Annotated in this window: 15 protein-coding genes; 9 read left to right on the plus strand and 6 right to left on the minus strand. The window is 60.3% G+C overall.

The genetic code is table 11. The features are described from left to right. Positions 1–21: 21 nt before the first annotated feature. Genes AAAU26_RS09760 through AAAU26_RS09780 form a run of 5 tightly spaced genes read left to right on the plus strand, consistent with a single transcriptional unit; the run spans position 22 to position 6,536 of the window. The gene (locus AAAU26_RS09760; protein ID WP_227618696.1) at positions 22–1,002 is read left to right on the plus strand and encodes an MraY family glycosyltransferase; all 981 of its coding nucleotides are present in this window, start codon (positions 22–24) and stop codon (positions 1,000–1,002) included. 28 nt (positions 1,003–1,030) lie between these two features. Beyond that, complete coding sequence (locus AAAU26_RS09765) at positions 1,031–2,314, plus strand: FtsW/RodA/SpoVE family cell cycle protein (protein WP_227618695.1); 1,284 nt, start codon at positions 1,031–1,033, stop codon at positions 2,312–2,314. A gap of 27 nt (positions 2,315–2,341) precedes the next feature. Continuing rightward, entirely contained in the window at positions 2,342–3,469 is a 1,128-nt protein-coding gene (gene murG / locus AAAU26_RS09770) for an undecaprenyldiphospho-muramoylpentapeptide beta-N-acetylglucosaminyltransferase (protein WP_227618694.1), read from the plus strand. A gap of 59 nt (positions 3,470–3,528) precedes the next feature. Then, a complete protein-coding gene (locus AAAU26_RS09775) occupies positions 3,529–5,043 on the plus strand; it encodes a cell division protein FtsQ/DivIB (RefSeq protein ID WP_227618693.1) in 1,515 nt (504 codons plus the stop codon). Positions 5,044–5,057: 14 nt separating this feature from the next. Further along, a complete protein-coding gene (locus AAAU26_RS09780) occupies positions 5,058–6,536 on the plus strand; it encodes a UDP-N-acetylmuramoyl-L-alanyl-D-glutamate--2,6-diaminopimelate ligase (RefSeq protein WP_227618692.1) in 1,479 nt (492 codons plus the stop codon). 64 nt (positions 6,537–6,600) lie between these two features. On the opposite strand, the gene AAAU26_RS09785 is transcribed toward AAAU26_RS09780, so the two are convergent. Both AAAU26_RS09785 and AAAU26_RS09790 read right to left on the minus strand, forming a co-directional pair. Then, a complete protein-coding gene (locus AAAU26_RS09785) occupies positions 6,601–8,712 on the minus strand; it encodes a heavy metal translocating P-type ATPase (RefSeq protein ID WP_227618691.1) in 2,112 nt (703 codons plus the stop codon). A 75-nt stretch (positions 8,713–8,787) separates the two neighbouring features. Beyond that, positions 8,788–9,072, minus strand: a complete 285-nt coding sequence (locus tag AAAU26_RS09790; RefSeq protein ID WP_149793637.1) for a DUF6110 family protein — start codon at positions 9,070–9,072, stop codon at positions 8,788–8,790. Between the two features lie 332 nt (positions 9,073–9,404). Between AAAU26_RS09790 and AAAU26_RS09795 the strand changes: the two genes are divergently transcribed. From AAAU26_RS09795 to AAAU26_RS09805, 3 genes are all read left to right on the plus strand, one after another. Further along, the gene (locus tag AAAU26_RS09795; protein WP_227618690.1) at positions 9,405–10,223 is read left to right on the plus strand and encodes a Cof-type HAD-IIB family hydrolase; all 819 of its coding nucleotides are present in this window, start codon (positions 9,405–9,407) and stop codon (positions 10,221–10,223) included. 17 nt (positions 10,224–10,240) lie between these two features. After that, positions 10,241–11,254 (plus strand): 3'-5' exonuclease, encoded by a 1,014-nt coding sequence (locus AAAU26_RS09800; RefSeq protein ID WP_227618689.1) that lies wholly within the window; start codon positions 10,241–10,243, stop codon positions 11,252–11,254. A gap of 169 nt (positions 11,255–11,423) precedes the next feature. Then, positions 11,424–12,029, plus strand: coding sequence for a TVP38/TMEM64 family protein (locus tag AAAU26_RS09805; RefSeq protein ID WP_227618688.1), 606 nt, complete (start codon positions 11,424–11,426; stop codon positions 12,027–12,029). Positions 12,030–12,410: 381 nt separating this feature from the next. Here AAAU26_RS09805 and AAAU26_RS09810 read toward each other — a convergent pair whose 3' ends face one another. The 4 genes from AAAU26_RS09810 to AAAU26_RS09825 form a co-directional block, all read right to left on the minus strand. Then, positions 12,411–14,339: an ABC transporter ATP-binding protein gene (locus tag AAAU26_RS09810; protein ID WP_227618687.1), complete on the minus strand. Its 1,929-nt coding sequence runs from the start codon at positions 14,337–14,339 to the stop codon at positions 12,411–12,413. Beyond that, positions 14,339–16,090, minus strand: coding sequence for an ABC transporter ATP-binding protein (locus tag AAAU26_RS09815; protein ID WP_227618686.1), 1,752 nt, complete (start codon positions 16,088–16,090; stop codon positions 14,339–14,341). Before AAAU26_RS09815 ends, AAAU26_RS09810 begins: the two co-directional genes overlap by 1 nt. Positions 16,091–16,195: 105 nt before the next feature. Beyond that, positions 16,196–16,675: a MarR family winged helix-turn-helix transcriptional regulator gene (locus tag AAAU26_RS09820; RefSeq protein ID WP_149793643.1), complete on the minus strand. Its 480-nt coding sequence runs from the start codon at positions 16,673–16,675 to the stop codon at positions 16,196–16,198. A gap of 106 nt (positions 16,676–16,781) precedes the next feature. Beyond that, on the minus strand, positions 16,782–17,798 hold the full coding sequence (locus tag AAAU26_RS09825; RefSeq protein WP_207676931.1) for a glycerophosphodiester phosphodiesterase: 1,017 nt from the start codon (positions 17,796–17,798) through the stop codon (positions 16,782–16,784). On the opposite strand from AAAU26_RS09825, the gene AAAU26_RS09830 reads away from it, so the two are divergent. Then, positions 17,775–18,044 carry a hypothetical protein gene (locus AAAU26_RS09830; RefSeq protein ID WP_227618685.1) on the plus strand — a complete coding sequence of 90 codons (270 nt, stop codon included), beginning with the start codon at positions 17,775–17,777 and terminating at the stop codon, positions 18,042–18,044. The two genes, AAAU26_RS09825 and AAAU26_RS09830, sit on opposite strands and share 24 nt — an antisense overlap. Positions 18,045–18,183: the final 139 nt, after the last annotated feature.

Consider the following 18,183-nt stretch of genomic DNA (forward strand, 5'->3'; position numbering starts at 1 on the left):
AATACTTGGAGTATCGTTATTATGATTCGTTTTGCCTTGATCGTCGCCTCAACGCTGGGGTTCGTCCTCACGGCGGCGCTCGGGAATTTGATGACGCCGCTGCTGCGGGCGTTCCGCGTCCAGCAGGAGGAAAATGAGCCGCCCACGATGGGCGGGCTCTGCCTGATGGTGGGGACGCTGGCGGCGGTAGGCGTCGGCTGGACAGCGGCCTGTGTCGCCCAGCCGGAGCTGCTGGGGACTGAGAGCCTGCTGACCACTCGGCTGCTCATCGCCCTGTTCGGGGCGCTCTGCTTCGGGGCCGTGGGCCTCGCGGACGATGTGGTCCGGCTGCGGCATCGGTCACCGCTGGGGCTGCGCCGCCCGGTGCGGCTGGCGCTGGAAGCGGCCTCCGGCACGCTGGTGCTGGCCCTGCTGGGGCTGAACCACTGCCTGCCCGATGGGCTGGCCCTGCCGGGCGTCGGCTACTGCACCCTCGGGCCGCTGGCCCCGGTGGTCTGGCTGGCGATTTTAGTGGCGCTGGCCGAGAGCGCCCGCACCGCCGACGGCATGGACGGCACGGTCTGCGGCTGCGCCTTCATCGCCATGCTGGGTCTCATGACGGCCATGACCCTCTTGGGCTGGTTCCCGCTGGGCGTCCTCCCGGCGGCGCTGGCCGGGGCATTGATGGCCTTCCTGCTCTGGAATTTCTACCCCGCAAAGCTCCGCCCCGGTGCAGTGGGATGCCAGTTTTTAGCCGGTGCGCTGGGCTGTGTGCCGCTGAGCGTCGGCTGGCCCGGGCTGACGCTCCCGCTGGCTCTGCCCTACTGGCTGGAAGGCGGCATGGTGGCTCTGCAGATCATTGTCTGGAAAGCCTCCGGCGGGCGGCGGCAGCTGTTCGGCACCGCGCCGCTCCACCGCTGGCTGGAAAAGCGGGGCTTTGACCCGGTGAATATCTTTTATATTTTTGGAGTCCTGGCAATGCTGGGCCTTGCGCTGACCTTGCAGGTGGCGCGGGCCAGCTGAGCCGGGACCCGATAAGGAGGGAATGCGGATGGCGACCATCCGGAGAAAAAAGTCTGAGTCCTTTGCCATCTTGTCGAGCCCCGGCCCCTGGCCGCAGGTGCTCATCAACTGGCTGGCGACGCTGGCAGTCATCATCGTGTTCGGACTCATCATGCTGTTCAGTGCCAGCTACACCACGGGCTACCTGCGGATGGGCGACAGCTTCTACTACATCAAGTCGCAGGTGTTCTGCCTGGGTCTGGGTTTCGCGGTCATGCTGCTCTTCTCTCGCATCGACCATCGCTTTCTGCGCAGGATGGTCGGGCCGGGCTATGTCGTCTGCATCGTGATGCTCATCGCGGTGCTGTTCAGTGCGCCCCTCAACGGCTGCCGCCGCTGGCTGCGCATCGGCTTTACCATTCAGGTATCGGAGATCGCAAAGTTTGAGATGATACTGCTCACGGCCCATCTGGCCGCGAAAGCGCCCCATCTGGAAAAGCTGGACCCCGCCTCCGGGCGGCGCGTCCCGGCAGGCCAGTGGCTCTATCAGCGCATCGTGCGGGAACTCATCGTCCCGCTGCTGCCCCTCATCCCGGTGGTCATCCTGCTCATGCTTGAGCCGCATATGTCCGGCATCGTCCTGACGACGGCCATCTGCGGCACCATCCTGCTGCTGGGCGGCAGCGGCGGCATCATCACCTGGGCGGGCGGCGCGTCCGCTGTGCTGCTGCTCCGCACCGTGCTGGAGCACATCGACTCCATCCCGTACTTACAGAGCCGTCTGGACGGCTGGACCCACGACCTGAGCAAGATGACCGACCAGACCCTGCAGAGCCTTTACGCCATCGGCTCCGGCGGTGTCACCGGCCTCGGCCTCGGCAACAGCATCGAAAAACAGCTCTGGCTCCCCGAGAGCACCAACGACTTCATCTTCAGCGTCGTGTGCGAGGAGCTGGGCTTCGTGGGTGCCGTCATCGTCATCCTGCTCTTCGTGCTCTTCCTCGTGCAGGGGCTGTGGCTGGCCTTCCACGCCGAGAACCGCTACTGCACACTGGTGGGCATCGGCATCATGGCCCAAATTGCGTGGCAGGTGTTCTGCAACATCGCGGTCGTCACCAACACCCTGCCCAACACCGGCATCTCGCTGCCCTTCTTCTCCTCCGGCGGCACCAGTCTCATCCTGCTGCTGGCCGAGATGGGCGTGATGATAAACATCGGCCGGGGCGGCGAGCGCGCCCGCCTCGAGCGGGAGAATCTCCGCGCCCTGCGGGAACAGCGGGAAAAAGAAAAGTCCAATAACACCATCCGGCTCGACCCCAACATGGGATATTGAGCACATCCAGATAAGGAGGAAATCACCATGCGTGTACTTATCGCAGCCGGCGGAACTGCCGGACATATCAACCCGGCTCTGGCCATCGCGGGAGCCATCAAAAAGGCCGACCCGTCCGCCGAGATACACTTTGCAGGCCGGAAGGAGGGCATGGAATACCGCCTTGTGACCCAGGCGGGCTACCCCTTCCACCACATCGAGATCACCGGTTTCCAGCGTAAGCTCTCCCTGAACAACATCAAGCGGAACATCATCACCCTCTGGAACCTGGCCCTCTCCGGCCCGAAAGCCCGGGCCATGATGAAGGAAGTGCAGCCCGACCTCGTCATCGGCTGCGGCGGCTACGTCTCCGGCCCGGTGGTGCGCTGCGCCGCCAAGAAGGGCATCAAGACCGCCATCCATGAGCAGAACGCTTTCCCCGGCGTGACCAACAAGCTGCTGGCCCCGGACGTGGACATCGTGTTCGCCGCCGTGCCTGCCGCTGTGGAAAAGCTGGGTGCGCCCGAAAAGACGCAGGTCGTGGGCAACCCGGTGCGGCCTGAAGTGTTCGAGAAGGCAGGGGAGCGGGACGCCATCCGCGCCCAGCTGGGTGCCGGTGACCGCACCGTCATCCTCTCCTTCGGGGGAAGCCTCGGCGCTCGCCGCGTCAATGAGGTGGTGGCCGACCTCTGCGCATGGGAGCAGAAAGAGCACAAGCCTGTGCTCCACATCCACGCCACCGGACAGTATGGCGTGGAGCTGTTTCAAAATCTCGAAAAGGAAAAAGGCTTTGCTCCCGGCGAGAGCCTCGTGGTGAAGGAATATATCAACAATATGCCCGAGCTGCTGGCCGCTGCCAACCTCGTCATCAGCCGTGCCGGTGCGCTGACGCTGGCCGAACTGGAAGCCGAGGGCCGCGCCGCCATCCTCATCCCCAGCCCCAATGTGGCGGAGAACCACCAGTATTACAACGCCATGGAGCTGCAGAAGGCCGGTGCCGCTGTGGTCATCGAGGAAAAGGATCTGACCGGCGAGAAGCTGGTCTCGACCGTCTCCGGCCTGCTGGCCGAGCCGGGCAAGCTGGCTGCCATGGGCAGGAACGCCCGCACCCTTTCGGTGGACGACAGCCTCGACCGCATCGCCGACGCCCTGATGAAACTGGTCAAGACGCCGTGATTGATTCGGCAGCACTCTTGTGATAAAATAATCAGACGGAAAGGAGGCGACGCCGCACCATGCAGCAGGATCGGAACAAGAGCCGACGCCCCAGCAGTTCAATCCAGCAGAACAGCGCCCGGCGGCAGGGAAAGTCCCGCAAAGCCTACGACTGGACGCAGGACCGGCGTCCCTCGAATCAGAACCGTCGCCGGACGCAGGGCTATCAGGAGCAGACGCTGGACTTCTCGGGCGGCAATGTGACGTTCGAAAACCACAGCTCGGGATATGCGGACAACAGCATCCAGTTTCCCCAGCAGACGGCGCGACGGCCCAATAACCAGAACCAGAGCCGCCGTCAGGGCCAGCAGAGAAGCCAGCGGCCCCGTCAGAACACGACCGCCTACCCCACAAATGGGAGCCGCCCCCGCAATGGCCAGCGGCCCCAGAATGGCCAGCGGCCCCAGAATGTCCAGAGCGCCCGGAGGCCTCAGAGCGGCGGGCGCTACCGCCCCACGGAGGCGAACCTCCGCAGCCCGGCCCGGCGGGAGGGCAGAAAAAAGCGCCGTCTGACTCGTGCCGCTGTCCGCCGCCGCAGGGCCATCCGCCGTCTGACGGCGCTGGCGCTGCTGCTCTGCGTCATCGGGGTGGGCGTCTACCTCACCGTGACCATGCTCTTCAAGATAAACACCTTAGAAGTGGCGGTCGATGGAGAGGTGGTGCAGGAGGTGGGCGGCTATTCCAGCGCTGAGATCCTGCAGGCGCTGGGCGTCCACGCGGAAGAGAACATCTTCAGCTTCGACCCCGCCGAAAAGGCCGCTGCGCTGGAAAAGCAGTTCCCGCTGCTGGAAAATATCCGGGTGGAGCGGGATTACCCTAACACCGTAGTGGTGCGGACCAACGCGGCCACTGCCGTCTACGCCATGCAGACGTCCAGCGGCTGGCTGAGCCTTTCTGCGGGGCTGAAGATACTGGATAAGGATTCGGCCCAGCCGGACCTTATCATCCTCTGCGGCGGCGAGCCGGTATCCACGACGCCGGGTACACAGCTGGAATTTGAGACAGGACCGTCCGGCGCGTCTTCGGGCAGCGCGGCGTCTGACAGCGCCGCATCCAGCGAGGCCGGACCGCCCACGGATAAGCGGCTCGAGTCCCTGAACACTCTGCTGACCGCACTGGACAGCAGTGAGCTGGGGGCGGATGTCACCCGCATCGAGTTCGAGGACCCGGAGCAGATGGCGTTTTTGTATCAGGGCCGCATCAGCGTGCTTCTGGGTACCCTGAATGAGCTGGACTACAAACTCCGGCTGGCAAAGTATGTCCTGCTCAACGAGGACGGCAAGGGCTGCTCGCCCACCGACACCGGTATGCTGGATCTGAGCCACCTGAGCGCCTCTTCCAGCCGCAAATTCCGCTTTGCACAGGGTGAGCCGACCCTGCCCTCGGGCTGGACGGCCCCGGAAGAGCCTGCCGCCCCGGCGGAGGCAGAAGCCGAGAGCCAGCCGGAGGAAGTCTCCGGCACCGAACCCGATACTGAGGGCGCGGAAGCCGCGCCCGCCGAAGACCCTACTGCCGCAGCGGCAGAACAGCAATAAGGAGCATTTGAACGATGAAACTGGAACAACTGTTGGAGGGCGTGTCCTATACGCTGGTGCAGGGCAGCCTTGAACTTGACATCGAGGACATCATCTACGACAGCCGCAAGGCGGCCCCGGGCCGACTTTTCGTCTGCATCGTGGGTACCCAGCGGGACAGCCACGACTACGCCGCCCAGTGCGTGGCCGACGGCGTGACGGCGCTGGTGGTCCAGCACGACATCGACCTTTCCACCGTCCCCGGTGCTGCCGTGCTGAAGGTGGAGAGCAGCCGCTATGCGATGGCACTCATGAGCGGCAACCTGTTCGGCAACCCCTCCCGCCGGATGACCATGATCGGTGTCACCGGTACCAAGGGCAAGACTACTACCACTCACATGATAAAGAGCGTGCTGGAAGCCGCAGGCCGCAAAGTGGGCATGATCGGCACTAACGGCATCTACTTCCTCGGCCACCATCAGGAGACGGCCAACACCACCCCTGAGAGCTATGAGCTGCAGAAGACTTTCCGGGAGTTTCTGGACGCCGGCTGCGATACGGCGCTGATGGAAGTGTCCAGTCAGGGCCTCATGATGGACCGCGTGGCGGGCATCCATTACGACATCGGCGTCTTCACGAACCTCTCTCCCGACCACATCGGCCCCGGCGAGCACAAGACCTTTGAAGAATACCGCAGCTGGAAGGGTCAGCTTTTCAAGCGCTGCACCACCGGCGTCGTGAACATCGACGACGAGAACACCGAGGCCCTGCTGGAAGGCCACACCTGCAAGCTTGTGACCTACGGCTGCAGCGAGAAGGCCGACTACCGCGCCGGTACTTACCAGCTGCTCCGCACCCACGACTTCCTCGGCGTCCAGTTCCATGTCTCCGGCAAGGACGATATGGACGTCAAGGTGAATATGCCCGGCGAGTTCAGCGTCTACAATGCGCTGGCCGCTCTCACTGTGGGCAAGGTGCTGGGCCTGCCCGATGAGGCCATCCACGAAGGTCTGGGCCGCTGTGTGGTCAAGGGCCGCGTGGAGCTGGTCCCCATCAGCAGGAAGTTCACCATCCTGCTGGACTACGCCCACAACGAAGTCTCCACCGAGAGCCTGCTCACGACTCTGCGGGCCTACGCCCCCCACCGCCTCGTGGTGGTGTTCGGCTGCGGCGGCAACCGCTCCAAGCTGCGCCGCTACGGCATGGGCGAAATTTGTGCCAAGATGGCCGATTTCTCCATCCTCACGGAGGACAACAACCGCTTTGAGAAGGTGGAAGACATCATCGCCGACATCCGCGTGGGCATGAACAAGGGCAACCCGGACGCAAAGTTCGTGGAGATTCCTGACCGCCTCGACGCCCTGCATTATGCTGTTGACCATGCACAGGAGGGCGACCTTATCGCCGTCATCGGCAAGGGCCATGAGACTTACCGTGACCGCGAGGGCGTCAAGACCCCCTTCCTCGAGCGGGAGCTGCTGGAAGAGTACGCCCAGCAGATCGGCCTTGAGTAATATCTGAACATAAAAATACCGGCTGTGTTGGATGCACAGCCGGTATTTTTGTATCTGATGGGATTTAGTTCTTTTCGGCCAGAGCCTTCTGAGCCTTTTCCTCGGGGATGAGATTGGTCATGCTCTTGAGGCTGATGCCGATGGTGGAGAGGTTGTGCAGCATAGCAGAGGACGCAGGCTGCAGGATGCCCATTGCCCCCAGCGCGATGAGGGCAGAGTTGAAGGTCAGCACAAAGTGGTAGTTGGCGCTGACACGGCGCTGCAGGGAGTTGGCGATGGTCTTGAGGATGACCAGCTCCTCGAGGCTGTCGGCCTTGATGGTCACGTCTGCGATCTCGCGGGCGATGGCAGCACCGGAGTTGATGGCGATGCCGACGTCAGCGGCAGAGAGGGCGGGGGAGTCGTTGATGCCGTCGCCGATCATCACGACGGTGTGGCCCTCGCTCTTGGCCTTCTGGACGAAAGCAGCCTTGTCCTCGGGCAGGACTTCGGCGAAGAACTGGTCCACACCCACCTGCTTTGCGATGGCGGCGGCGGTGCGCTCGCTGTCACCGGTCATCATGACAGTGTTGGTGATGCCGAGGCCGCGCAGAGCGCGCAGCACGCGGGAAGCTTCCGGACGTAGCGGGTCGGCGATGCAGATGACGCCGGCCAGACGGCCCGAAGCGGCCAGATAGAGGTGAGAATACTCCGGCTCGAGGTTATCGAACTTCTCGCGCTCGTCCTCGGGGATGGTGCAGTGCTCGTCCTCAAAGACGAAGTGGTGGCTGCCGATGACGACCCGCTCACCGCTGACGCGGCTGGCGATGCCGTGGGCCACGATATACTCCACCTCGGAGTGCATCTCCTCGTGGGAGATGCCACGCTCTTTGGCCTCCCGGACGACGGCGTTGGCCATCGAGTGGGGGAAATGCTCCTCGAGGCAGGCGGCCAGCTGCAAAACCTCGCTCTCGCTGCAGCCGGAGAAGGGGACGACCTTGACCACCTTGGGGGTAGCGCGGGTCAGGGTGCCGGTCTTGTCGAAGACGATGGTGTCGGCCTTGGACAGGGTCTCGAGGTACTTGCCGCCCTTGACGGTGATATGGCTTGCGCCGCACTCGCGCATGGCAGAAAGAACGGCCAGCGGCATGGAGAGCTTGAGGGCGCAAGAGAAATCGACCATCAGGCAGGAGATGGCGCGGGTGGCGTTCCGGGTCAGGGCGTAGGTGACGACGGTAGCACCGAGGCACCAGGGGACCAGACGATCGGCCAGAGCCAGCGCACGGTTCTCGGTGCTGGACTTCAGCTTCTCGGACTCCTCGATCATGGCCACGATCTTGTCGTAGCGGTTCGCGCCGCCCTCGGCTCTGGTGGTCAGGACGCACTCGCCCTCTTCCACCACAGTGCCGGCGTAGACGGTGGCACCGATGGTCTTGCGCACCGGCATGGACTCGCCGGTCAGAGCGGCCTGGTTGACCATGGCTTCGCCCTCGATGACGGTGCCGTCCAGCGGGATCATGTTGCCGGAGCGGACGACGATCTCATCGCCGGGGTGGACCTTGGTGAGCGGCATGAGCACTTCGGTGCCCTGTGCGCGGACCCAGACCTTATCGACATTCAGGGCCATGCTGCGGGCCAGATCGTCGAGGCTCTTCTTGCGGGTCCACTCCTCCAGCAGGGAGCCGACGTTGAGCAGGAACATGACGGAGCCTGCGGTGGCGAAATCGCCCCGCAAGATGGAAACGCCGATGCTCAAAGCATCCAGCACCTCGACTTCCAGTTTGCGGCGCCACAGGCAGCACACACCCTTCCAGAGGAACTTGATGGAGCGGAACACGGTGTAGGCGGCGTTGAGCGGGGCGGGCAGGAACAGCTCGCGCAGCACCCGGCCTGCCAAGAGGTTATACATCTTTTCCTGATATTCCTGATTGATGCGGCGGCTGTCGGCGCTGGTGACCAGTGCGTCCAGATCGGGGTCATCGAAACGGTAGGTGCTCAGGGCGGCGACGGCATCCTTGCGGGCACCGGTGTAATACACCACCACATCGCCCGTCCGCTCGTAGACCTTGGCCTTGCTCACAGCGTCGTGGTGGTTCAGATAGGCTTCCAGCACATCGGCCCGGTGAAGGGTCATCCGCACATTGCAGACGTGTACCCGCAGGCGGCCGCGGCTCTCATGAAGAATAGTACATTTCATATCAGAATATCCTCTGCGTATTGCAAAAAATAACCATAAAAAGAGCCGCCCACAGGCGGCTCAGAGACTGCAAAATTACTCGTTGGTCTCGGTGGTCTCTGCCTCAGCAGCGTCCTCGATGACCTCAGCCTCAGCCTTGGCAGCGCGGGCCTCGTTGATGGCCTTTGCATCCTCGAGGATGTCACCGGCCTGCTCCTGGACCTTGCTGACGGTCTCCATGGTGGAGTCCTTCATGCGCAGGACAGCAGCGGTGGTCTGGGTGTAGACCTTCTTGGCATCGCTGCTGGACAGCAGCTTGAAACCAGCGGAACCGAACAGGGTGCCGGCAGCGAACAGAGCAATCTTCTTAATATCGACCATAGTAGTATACCTTCCTTTTTATTCCCTCATGTACCCCAAAGGGCATGGGATAAGTGTTTCTGCCGTTATTATAACGCGGTTTTTGGAAATTTCAAGGGATTTTGATGATGTTTACATCTGCTAACATTTTACGATAAGTAGTTAGAAATGTCTATTTTTACGTGTTTTTTGGTACAAACTACAGTTTGTATTTTCAAACAAACTCCAAAGTGCCGAAGAAATATAACAAAGAGTCTTGCGCTGAGAGGTGCATTCATTGTACAATAAAAAAGTGTGCGATAAAATCGACAGGGCCGGGACGTTCCGGCCTGTAAAAATAAGTGAGGCTGGATATGGAAAAGAAAGATATTCGTGTGCTGGCGCTCGACCTCGACGGCACCCTGACCAATGACCAGAAGGTCGTCACCCCCGCCACCCGCGCAGCGCTGGACGCAGCTGCCGCCAAAGGCGTGACCATCGTGCTGGCCTCGGGTCGTCCCACGGCAGGTATCATGCCGCTGGCAAAGGAGCTGGGACTGGATAAAAAGGGCGGCTGCATCCTCTCGTATAACGGCGGTGCCATCATCGACTGTGCCACCGGCGAGACGCTCTACCGCAAGCAGCTGGATGCAAAGTATGTGCCGCAGCTCTGTGCCTTCGCCAGGGAGCAGGGCGTGGTCATCATTACCTATAATAAGCAGGGCGTCGTCACCGAAAGTCCCGAGGACGAGTGGGCGCTGAAGGAGTGCTTTACCTGCAAGCTGCCCATGCAGAAGGTGGAGGACCTCGCCGCCTATGTGGATTATCCCATCTGCAAGATGCTCATTACCCTCGACCCCGCCCGCCGCGACGAGGTGTTGGAGGCAGGCCGGAAACAGTTTGCGGGCGAGATCGACCTCTACCCGTCCAGCCCCTTCTTCATCGAGGCTGTGCCGCTGGGGGTCGCCAAGGACGTGAGCCTCGGCAGTCTGCTGGAAAGCAGGGGGCTGACCCGCAACAACCTCATGGCCTGCGGCGACGGCCTCAATGACCGCTCTATGATACGCTTTGCCGGCGTGGGTGTGGCCATGCAGAATGCAGAGCCCCCCGTCAAGGAGGCAGCGGACTATGTGACCGTCGCCGACAACAACCATGACGGCGTGGCTGAGGCCATTGAGAAGTTTATTTTTTGAAAGGATACCAGACACAAATGCCGCGCAACTTAGTTTTATTCGATTTGGAGTGGAACATCGGCTATCAGCCGTTTATCTTTAATTATCACGGCGTCCAGCAGACGTTCCGGGGGGAGATCATTGAGATCGGTGCTGTCAAGATCGACGAGGACGCCAACGTGCTGGATACCTTCTCCATCCACCTGCGTCCCCGCATCTTCCGCTGCCTGCAGCACCACATCGCCAAAGTCACCGGTCTGACGCAGGAGGACCTCGACAAGGGTGAACCCATCATCCAGGGCCTCCGCCGCTTTATGAAGTGGTGCGGCCCGGACGCCGAGTTCGCCGAGTGGGGCATGGATGACGTGCCGGTGCTCAAGCAGAACCTTTTCCTCTGCAATCTCGACGAGAGCCGCCCGACGGTCTGGTACGACCTGCAGCAGCTCTTTCTGCGGGAGTACCCCCGCAAGGAAGGCGAGGGGATGAAGCTGGAAAATGTCGTCACCCGGATGGGCATCCCGCTGGAACGCCCCTTCCACGACGCTTTGTCCGACACCCTCTATACTGCCGACCTCTGCCGTATGCTCGACCTGCGGGCCGGACTGGCCGCTTACCCCAGCGAGGAGGACACCCTGCGCCAGAGCCTTTGCCCCACGCCGGGCGACTACCGGGATTTCAGGGTCTTCCAAGGCTATCTGGACCAGTCTATGTGGAAGCTGGACCCCGTCATCGGCACGATGGCCTGCCCGGTCTGTGGCACGGCCCTGCAGCCGGATGACGTCTGGCTGAAAAAAGGGAGCAGCGGCTGGTACACGCTGTCCCAGTGTCCCGTCTGTAAGGGCCGGGGCGGTGAGGCCGGCCGGGGCGTGTTCCAGAAATACCGGATGTCGCGCCGGGACGGCCTGCACTGGGCCTTCGCCCGCTGCGTCCAGATGCCGGACGATGCAAGCCTGGTCCGCTGGAAAAAGCAGAAGGCCCAGTATCTGGAGCGTCAGCGCCTCAAGGCCGAACGGCAGGCCGCCGAAGCAGAGGCCGCCCGGCACATCTTCTGAGGCAGAAGAATAAAATATCGTGCAGGAAAGAACGACGCTGTTTCGTATTGTAAGGAGAGACAGGAAGAAAAAGGCAAAAATGCTCAGATTTTGTTCATATCCCGGTCATAGATGCTGGATATACTAAGAAGAAACATCAGGCAGAAACGAAAGGGATGGTACGAGCACGATGGAAACGACGCTCATCGACTGGCTCCACCAGCTGGGTACGCTGGAATTCTGGGAGGCATTGTTAGAGGGCTTTGAAGGGCTGGGGCCGTTGGTCCCTATTCTGCTGGCGATGCTGGAATCCATTTTTCCGCCGCTGCCCCTCATCGCCATCGTGGCCCTCAATATCGCGGCCCACGGCGGATTTCTTGGCTTCGTCTACAGCTGGCTCGGTGTGGCCGCAGGCGGCACGGTGGTGTTTTTATTCTGGCGGCGGGTGGTCAAACGCTTTTTCTGGAAGCTGGCCTCTCGCTCCGAACAGCTGAAAAAGGCCCAGCAGTGGGTCAGCCATGTGGACACGGCCAGCCTCTTCATGCTGGCCGTCCTGCCCTTTACGCCCACGTCGTTCCTGCATCTGGCCTTTGGTATCTCGGATTTTGACGAGAAGCGCTATCTGCTCACCCTTCTGGCGGGCAAGGCCGTTATGGTGGCCATGATGGCTCTCTTCGGCCAGTCGCTGGTCAGCTCGCTGAAAAATCCGGTGTATCTCATCCTCGCCATCGCCATCTGGGCCGGGATGTACTGGGTGAGCAGGAAGTTCTGTAAGAAGCACGATTTGGATCGATAAAATTGCGAAGCGCTTGACTTTTTTGCTGAGAGTGCATATAATAAAAGCAATGAAAGAAGATATTGCTTCATAGGTTTTCACCAATGAGCAGCAAAACGCCCCACGGTACTGCGAATACCGCGGGGCGTTTTGCTTACTAGGGGTTAGTGCTTACCGGCCTTGAACTGCTCGTCAAACCACTTGCCAATGCAATGAGCCACAACATTGGCTGCGACGGACAGAATGAAAGAAGATAACATTTCCATAGGTTCTCACCCCCTTCCCCAATTTGAATGGAGTCGGAAGGCCGACACCTAAAGAGTATCATAAAATTCGACAAAACACAAGAAAAAGCCGCTGTACAGCTACAAAACTGCACAGCGGCTTTTCTATATATAAAGTTTAGTTCTCAGCCAGATTACCGGTATAGAGCTGGTAATACTTGCCCTTCTTGGCGATGAGCTCGTCATGGCTGCCGCGCTCGATGATGCGGCCCTGCTCCAGGACCACGATGCAGTCTGCGTTGCGGACAGTGGAGAGGCGGTGGGCGATGACGAAGCTGGTGCGGCCATACATCAGGCCGTCCATGCCGCGCTGCACCAGAGCCTCGGTGCGGGTGTCGATGGAGGAAGTAGCCTCATCGAGGATGAGCACCGGCGGGTCAGCAACGGCTGCGCGGGCGATGGCCAGCAGCTGACGCTGGCCCTGCGACAGGTTCGCACCGTCGCCGGTCAGCATGGTGTTGTAGCCCTCGGGCAGGCGCTTGATGAAGCCGTCGGCGTTGGCCAGACGGGCTGCGGCGATGCACTCCTCGTCGGTGGCCTCCAGACGGCCATAGCGGATGTTCTCCATGACCGTGCCGGTGAACAGGTGGGTATCCTGCAGCACAATGCCCAGAGAGCGGCGGAGGTCGGCTTTCCTGATTTTATGGATGTTGATGCCGTCGTACCGGATCTTGCCGTCCTGGATGTCGTAGAAGCGGTTGATAAGGTTGGTGATGGTGGTCTTGCCGGCGCCGGTGGAGCCGACGAAGGCGATCTTCTGGCCCGGACGGCCATAGAGGTTGATGTCGTGCAGGACGGTCTTGCCCGGCACATAGCCGAAATCGACGTCCGTAAAGGTGATGTCGCCTTCCAGCTTGTGGTAGGTGGTGGTGCCGTCGTGGTGGGGGTGCTTCCAGGCCCAGATGCCGGTGCGCTCGTTGGCCTCCACGAGGTTGTCGTCCTTGTCGTACTTGGCGTTGATGAGGGTGACATAGCCCTCATCGGTCTCGCTGGGCTCATCCATCATCTTGAAGATGCGCTCTGCACCGGCCAGTGCCATGATGATGCTGTTGGCCTGCATGGACACCTGGCTGATGGGCATATTGAAGCTCTTGTTCAGGGACAGAAACGCCATGACAGTACCCAGCGTGACGCCGCCCATGCCGGTGACGGCCATGGCTGCACCCACCAGAGCGCAGATGGCGTAGCTGATATTGCCCAGCTGAGCGTTGACGGGCATCATGATGTTGGCGAAGCTGTTGGCCTGCTTGGCGCTGTCCTTGAGCTTGTCGTTCAGCTCGCGGAAGCCCTCGAGGGCCTTCTGCTCATGGGTGAAGACTTTAACGACCTTCTGGCCTTCCATCATCTCTTCGATGTAGCCGTTCACTTTGCCGAGGTCGCGCTGCTGTGCGATGAAGTACTTGCCGCTCTGCTGGGTGATCTTCTTGGAGCAGAAGAGCATCAGGGCTACCATCAGCATGGTGACGATGGTGAGCTGCCAGCTCAGCATGCACATGCTGGCAAAGACGGAAACGATGGTGATGGCGCTGGATACCAGCTGGGGGATGCTCTGGCTGAGCATCTGGCGGAGGGTATCCACGTCGTTGGTGTAGACGGACATGATGTCGCCGTGCGGATGGGTGTCAAAGTAGCTGATGGGCAGGCTCTCCATGTGGGTGAAGAGCTGGATGCGCAGGTTGCGCAGGGTACCCTGGGTGACGTTGACCATGATGCGGGCGTTGAGCCATGCAGCGAGGATGCCCACCACATAGATGCAGCCGACGCGCACCAGCGCACCGGCCAGCGGTGCAAAGCTGGGGTCCTGCTGCTGGGTCATGGGGATGATATAGTCGTCGATAAGGGTCTGCAGGAACAGGCTTGCCTGCACATTGGCCAGCGCGCTGACCACGATGCAGATGAGCACGAGGATGCAGTGAGGCAGATAATGCTGGAACACCTCTGCCATGATGCGCTTGAGCAGCTTGCCCGGGTTCTCGACCTTCGGACGCGGGCCTCCCATGCCGCGGGGGCCGGGGCCATGGACGACTTTTGCTTTCTGTTCTGCCATTACTGCTCACCTCCCTGCTTGTCGAAGTCGCCGCCGCCCTGAGTCTGGCTGTTGTAGACTTCCTGATAGATCGCGTTGTTCTTCAGCAGTTCCTCGTGGGTGCCGAGGCCGTTGATCTGGCCGTTGTCCAGCACGAGGATGCGGTCGGCATCCTGCACCGAGGAAATGCGCTGTGCAATGATGATCTTGGTGGTGCCGGGGATCTCCTCACGGAACGCCTTCCGGATCTTTGCGTCGGTGGCGGTATCCACGGCACTGGTGGAGTCGTCGAGGATGAGGACCTTCGGCTTGCGCAGCAGGGCGCGGGCGATGGTCAGACGCTGTTTCTGGCCGCCGGACACATTGGAGCCACCCTGCTCAATCCAGGTGTTGTACTTGTCCGGGAAGCGCTCGATGAACTCATCGGCGCAGGCCAGCTTTGCCACACGGATGCACTCTTCCTCGCTGGCGTTCTCATTGCCCCAGCGGAGGTTGTCGAGGATGGTGCCGGAGAACAGGACGTTCTTCTGGAGCACCATGGAGACCTCGTGGCGGAGGACGTCGAGATTGTAATCCCGGACATCCACGCCGCCCACGCTGACAGTGCCGGTCTCGGCGTCGTACAGGCGGGGGATGAGCTGCACCAGACTGGACTTTGCGCTGCCGGTGCCGCCGATGATGCCCAGTGTCTCGCCGGGCTTGATGTCAAAGGTGATGTCGTTCAGGACAGGCTGGCCGGAGCCGTGCTTGTACTTGAAGGTGACATGGTCGAAGCGGATGCTGCCGTCCTTGACTTCCTGCACGGGAGCCTTGGCGGGGGGAAGGTCGGTCGTCTCGTCCAGAACTTCCACGATACGCTTTGCGGAAGCGGCGGACATGGAGATCATGACGAAAGCCATGCTCAGCATCATCAGAGCCATCAGGATGTTCATGATGTAGCCGAACAGAGCGTTCAGCTGGCCGGTGGTCATCGCGCCGTGCAGGATGTACTTTGCGCCGAACCAGCTCAGGGCAATGTTGCAGCCGTAAATAGCCGTCAGCATGGCGGGGTTGTTGAAGCTCAGACGGCTCTCTGCGTTGACGAACTGCTGATACAGACCCTCGCAGGCTTTGGTGTACTTCTCGTTCTCGAAGCCCTCGCGGACGAAGCTCTTGACCACGCGGATAGCGGACACGTTCTCCTGCACGGAGGAGTTCAGGTTGTCGTAATTCTTGAAAACACGGTCAAAAATTTTGAAGGTGGGGACCATGATGCTTGCCAGCACGGCCAGCAGAAAGGCGATGGCCACCACGAAGATGAGGGTCAGAGGGCCGCCGATGCTGAACGCCATGATGAGTGCGAACACCAGATGGACCGGGGCGCGCACACACATACGCTCCATCATCTGGAAAGCGTTCTGCAGGTTGGTCACGTCGGTGGTCATACGGGTGACGAGGCCGGCGGTGGAGAATTTGTCGATGTTGGAGAAGGAGTAATGCTGGATATTCTCATACATCGCATCGCGCAGGTTGCCGGCAAAGCCGGTGGACGCCTCGGCGGCGTACTTGCCGGCCAGAACGCCCAGCAGCAGGGCGATGGCCGCCACTGCGAAGGTGAGCAGGCCGTATTTGACGATGGCGTTCATATCGCCCTTTTCAATGCCAAGGTCGATGATGAACGCCATGATGGTGGGCAGCAGGATGTCCATGACTGCTTCCAGTGCGGAAAACATCGGCGTCAGGATAGCGGCGCGTTTGTATTCGCCCAGATGGGAAGCAAGCTTCTTTATCATACTTTGAGCCTCCTTTGATAAATTGTTTGGTACGGAACAATTTTATACAAAACAATATTAAAGTCAATGCTTTTTCCAAAGTTTCGGAAAAAGTTCATATTTGTTTCACTTTAGTCCCAGATACAGTTTATTCAGCAGCCGCAGCAGCTCGGTGTTTTCTTCTTCGGTGAGCAGGCCGGCCACATATTCATCGGTCTGGTGGAAGGCCCGCATGGTGTCCTCGTGGAACTGGCGGCCTTTTTCGGTGAGGACCAGCTGCTTGAGGCGGGCGTCCTGCTCCACGCTCTGACGGGTGATGTAGCCTTTGCGCTCCATGAGCTGCAGGATGTTGGTGACAGTGGAACGAGTGATGGAGAACTCCCGCTCGATGTCCCGCTGGAACACCGGGGTCTCGGAGTGCCGGTAAAGATACTCCATGATCCAGCCGTGCATGGGGGTCACGGCCTCCACGCCATTGGTGCGGGCAATCTGGCCTATCTTGCGGAAAATAAGGTTGTTCACCCGGCGCAGCTGGGCCGGGATGACCTGCGGCGCCTCCCACGGCGGCGCGATGGGGGTGCAGGCGGGTTCAAAGGCTTGGTTCATAGTATCATCCTTCTGGTTTGACTTTTGATGTGAATGTTCGAACGCCGAACTGTTTCACATAAAACTGTTCGATACAGGACTATTATGCTCCAAAAAAAGAGGGCTGTCAACCCTCTTTGGATGATTCGTCCCACTGGCCCAGCCCGGTGAGGATGGAAACAGCCACCTCGGGCTTATTCGTGACCACAAGCTCCGGGTCCAGCCGGAACAGCTGGCGCAGGTCGTCCCGGCTCTCCACGCCCACCGGCCAGGGCGCGACCTTGAAGCCGCGGGCGTGGGCATTGGGGATAAGGTCTTTGTCCCGGAAAAAGGCGTGGTACTCCGGCCCGACGTAATCCACCGGGAAGCCGAACTGGGCCACATAGTTCACAAAATCCGTCTGATAATAATACTGCTGCAAAATTTCGGCCAGGTTCATGCCGGGGAAGATGGAGTAGAGAAAATCGAGACGGTCTTTCAGGTAGTAGATGAGGACGCTGTTCTCTTCGTCCAGACTGCTGGGGTCTTCCAGCAGAGCGGCCGCTTCGCTGAGGGCCTGGGGGCTGGAAAGCTTCTCCACGAGAGGGTCGGTCTTCTTGAGGCCCAGTTTCTCCCAGAAGGTGGCCGGCTGGCTGAGCTGGGATTCGGGGCTGAGGGTCATGGCGCAGGTGGCCATCTGGGGCATCCGCTCCTTCACCCGGCGGAGGGCGCCGTACTCGAAGGAGGTGAGCACGGCCTTTTCTTCCAGCCCGGCGTCAAGGACGGCGTCGATGATCCGGTCCACGATCTCTTCGTCCCGGTCCAAGTAGGGCTTTAACTCAATATGTATCATCCTGAAGTCCTGTGCGACTTCCAGAACCTCTTCGAGGGTGGGGATCTTTTCGCCCGCGAACTCCGGGCTTTTCCATTTTCCGAAATCCAGCTGGCGCAGGTCGTCGAAGTCCATATCCGGGATGTTGCCGTGGACGCCGGTCTTGAGGTCGGTGAGGTAGTCGTGGGCCACCACGAGATGACGGTCCCTGGTGATTTGAACGTCACACTCGAAGCCGTCCGCACCCAGCGTCTTTGCCAGACGGAACGCGGTCAGCGTGTTTTCGGGGGCCAGATGGGACGCGCCGCGATGGGCGATGATGAGAGGACGCATGGCATGGACCTCCTTAAAAGACAAAAGTTGAAAAATGCGATGCCGTTACCCATGATACACGTTTTCACAAATTTCGTCAATGACGGCGTTTCGGTCAGCAAGGCAGGCAAAAATGGGGCGAAAGTACGACTTTTACCGTCAAAACGACGAAAATTTAAGCTGGATTTTAGCACTTTTCACGAGAAAAAACCAAAAATCGGCTCATTTCTCTCCCATCTGTTTCTTCCCAACGGACAATTCCTGTGATAAGATTATAGTGTAAACGGTGAAACCTCTCCGTCACGCCTACGGCGTGCCACCTCCCCTATCGAGGGGAGGCTTTGGCATTCCGTAAAGCTTTATCTCTTCGCCAGAGGCTCCCCTCGCTAGGGGAGCTGTCGAGCGA

The organism is Faecalibacterium longum, from assembly GCF_040094125.1.
GTDB classification, from domain to species: Bacteria; Bacillota; Clostridia; order Oscillospirales; family Ruminococcaceae; genus Faecalibacterium; species Faecalibacterium longum.

Bases quoted from the DNA above. Each gene is read 5' to 3' on its own strand.
- AAAU26_RS09810 (WP_227618687.1), bottom strand. From the start codon at position 14,339: ATGGCAGAACAGAAAGCAAAAGTCGTCCATGGCCCCGGCCCCCGCGGC.
- AAAU26_RS09815 (WP_227618686.1), bottom strand. From the start codon at position 16,090: ATGATAAAGAAGCTTGCTTCCCATCTGGGCGAATACAAACGCGCCGCT.
- AAAU26_RS09830 (WP_227618685.1), top strand. From the start codon at position 17,775: ATGGGCGATGATGAGAGGACGCATGGCATGGACCTCCTTAAAAGACAA.
- AAAU26_RS09790 (WP_149793637.1), bottom strand. From the start codon at position 9,072: ATGGTCGATATTAAGAAGATTGCTCTGTTCGCTGCCGGCACCCTGTTC.
- AAAU26_RS09760 (WP_227618696.1), top strand. From the start codon at position 22: ATGATTCGTTTTGCCTTGATCGTCGCCTCAACGCTGGGGTTCGTCCTC.
- AAAU26_RS09800 (WP_227618689.1), top strand. From the start codon at position 10,241: ATGCCGCGCAACTTAGTTTTATTCGATTTGGAGTGGAACATCGGCTAT.
- AAAU26_RS09820 (WP_149793643.1), bottom strand. From the start codon at position 16,675: ATGAACCAAGCCTTTGAACCCGCCTGCACCCCCATCGCGCCGCCGTGG.
- AAAU26_RS09765 (WP_227618695.1), top strand. From the start codon at position 1,031: ATGGCGACCATCCGGAGAAAAAAGTCTGAGTCCTTTGCCATCTTGTCG.
- AAAU26_RS09775 (WP_227618693.1), top strand. From the start codon at position 3,529: ATGCAGCAGGATCGGAACAAGAGCCGACGCCCCAGCAGTTCAATCCAG.
- AAAU26_RS09785 (WP_227618691.1), bottom strand. From the start codon at position 8,712: ATGAAATGTACTATTCTTCATGAGAGCCGCGGCCGCCTGCGGGTACAC.
- AAAU26_RS09780 (WP_227618692.1), top strand. From the start codon at position 5,058: ATGAAACTGGAACAACTGTTGGAGGGCGTGTCCTATACGCTGGTGCAG.
- AAAU26_RS09795 (WP_227618690.1), top strand. From the start codon at position 9,405: ATGGAAAAGAAAGATATTCGTGTGCTGGCGCTCGACCTCGACGGCACC.
- murG (WP_227618694.1), top strand. From the start codon at position 2,342: ATGCGTGTACTTATCGCAGCCGGCGGAACTGCCGGACATATCAACCCG.
- AAAU26_RS09825 (WP_207676931.1), bottom strand. From the start codon at position 17,798: ATGCGTCCTCTCATCATCGCCCATCGCGGCGCGTCCCATCTGGCCCCC.
- AAAU26_RS09805 (WP_227618688.1), top strand. From the start codon at position 11,424: ATGGAAACGACGCTCATCGACTGGCTCCACCAGCTGGGTACGCTGGAA.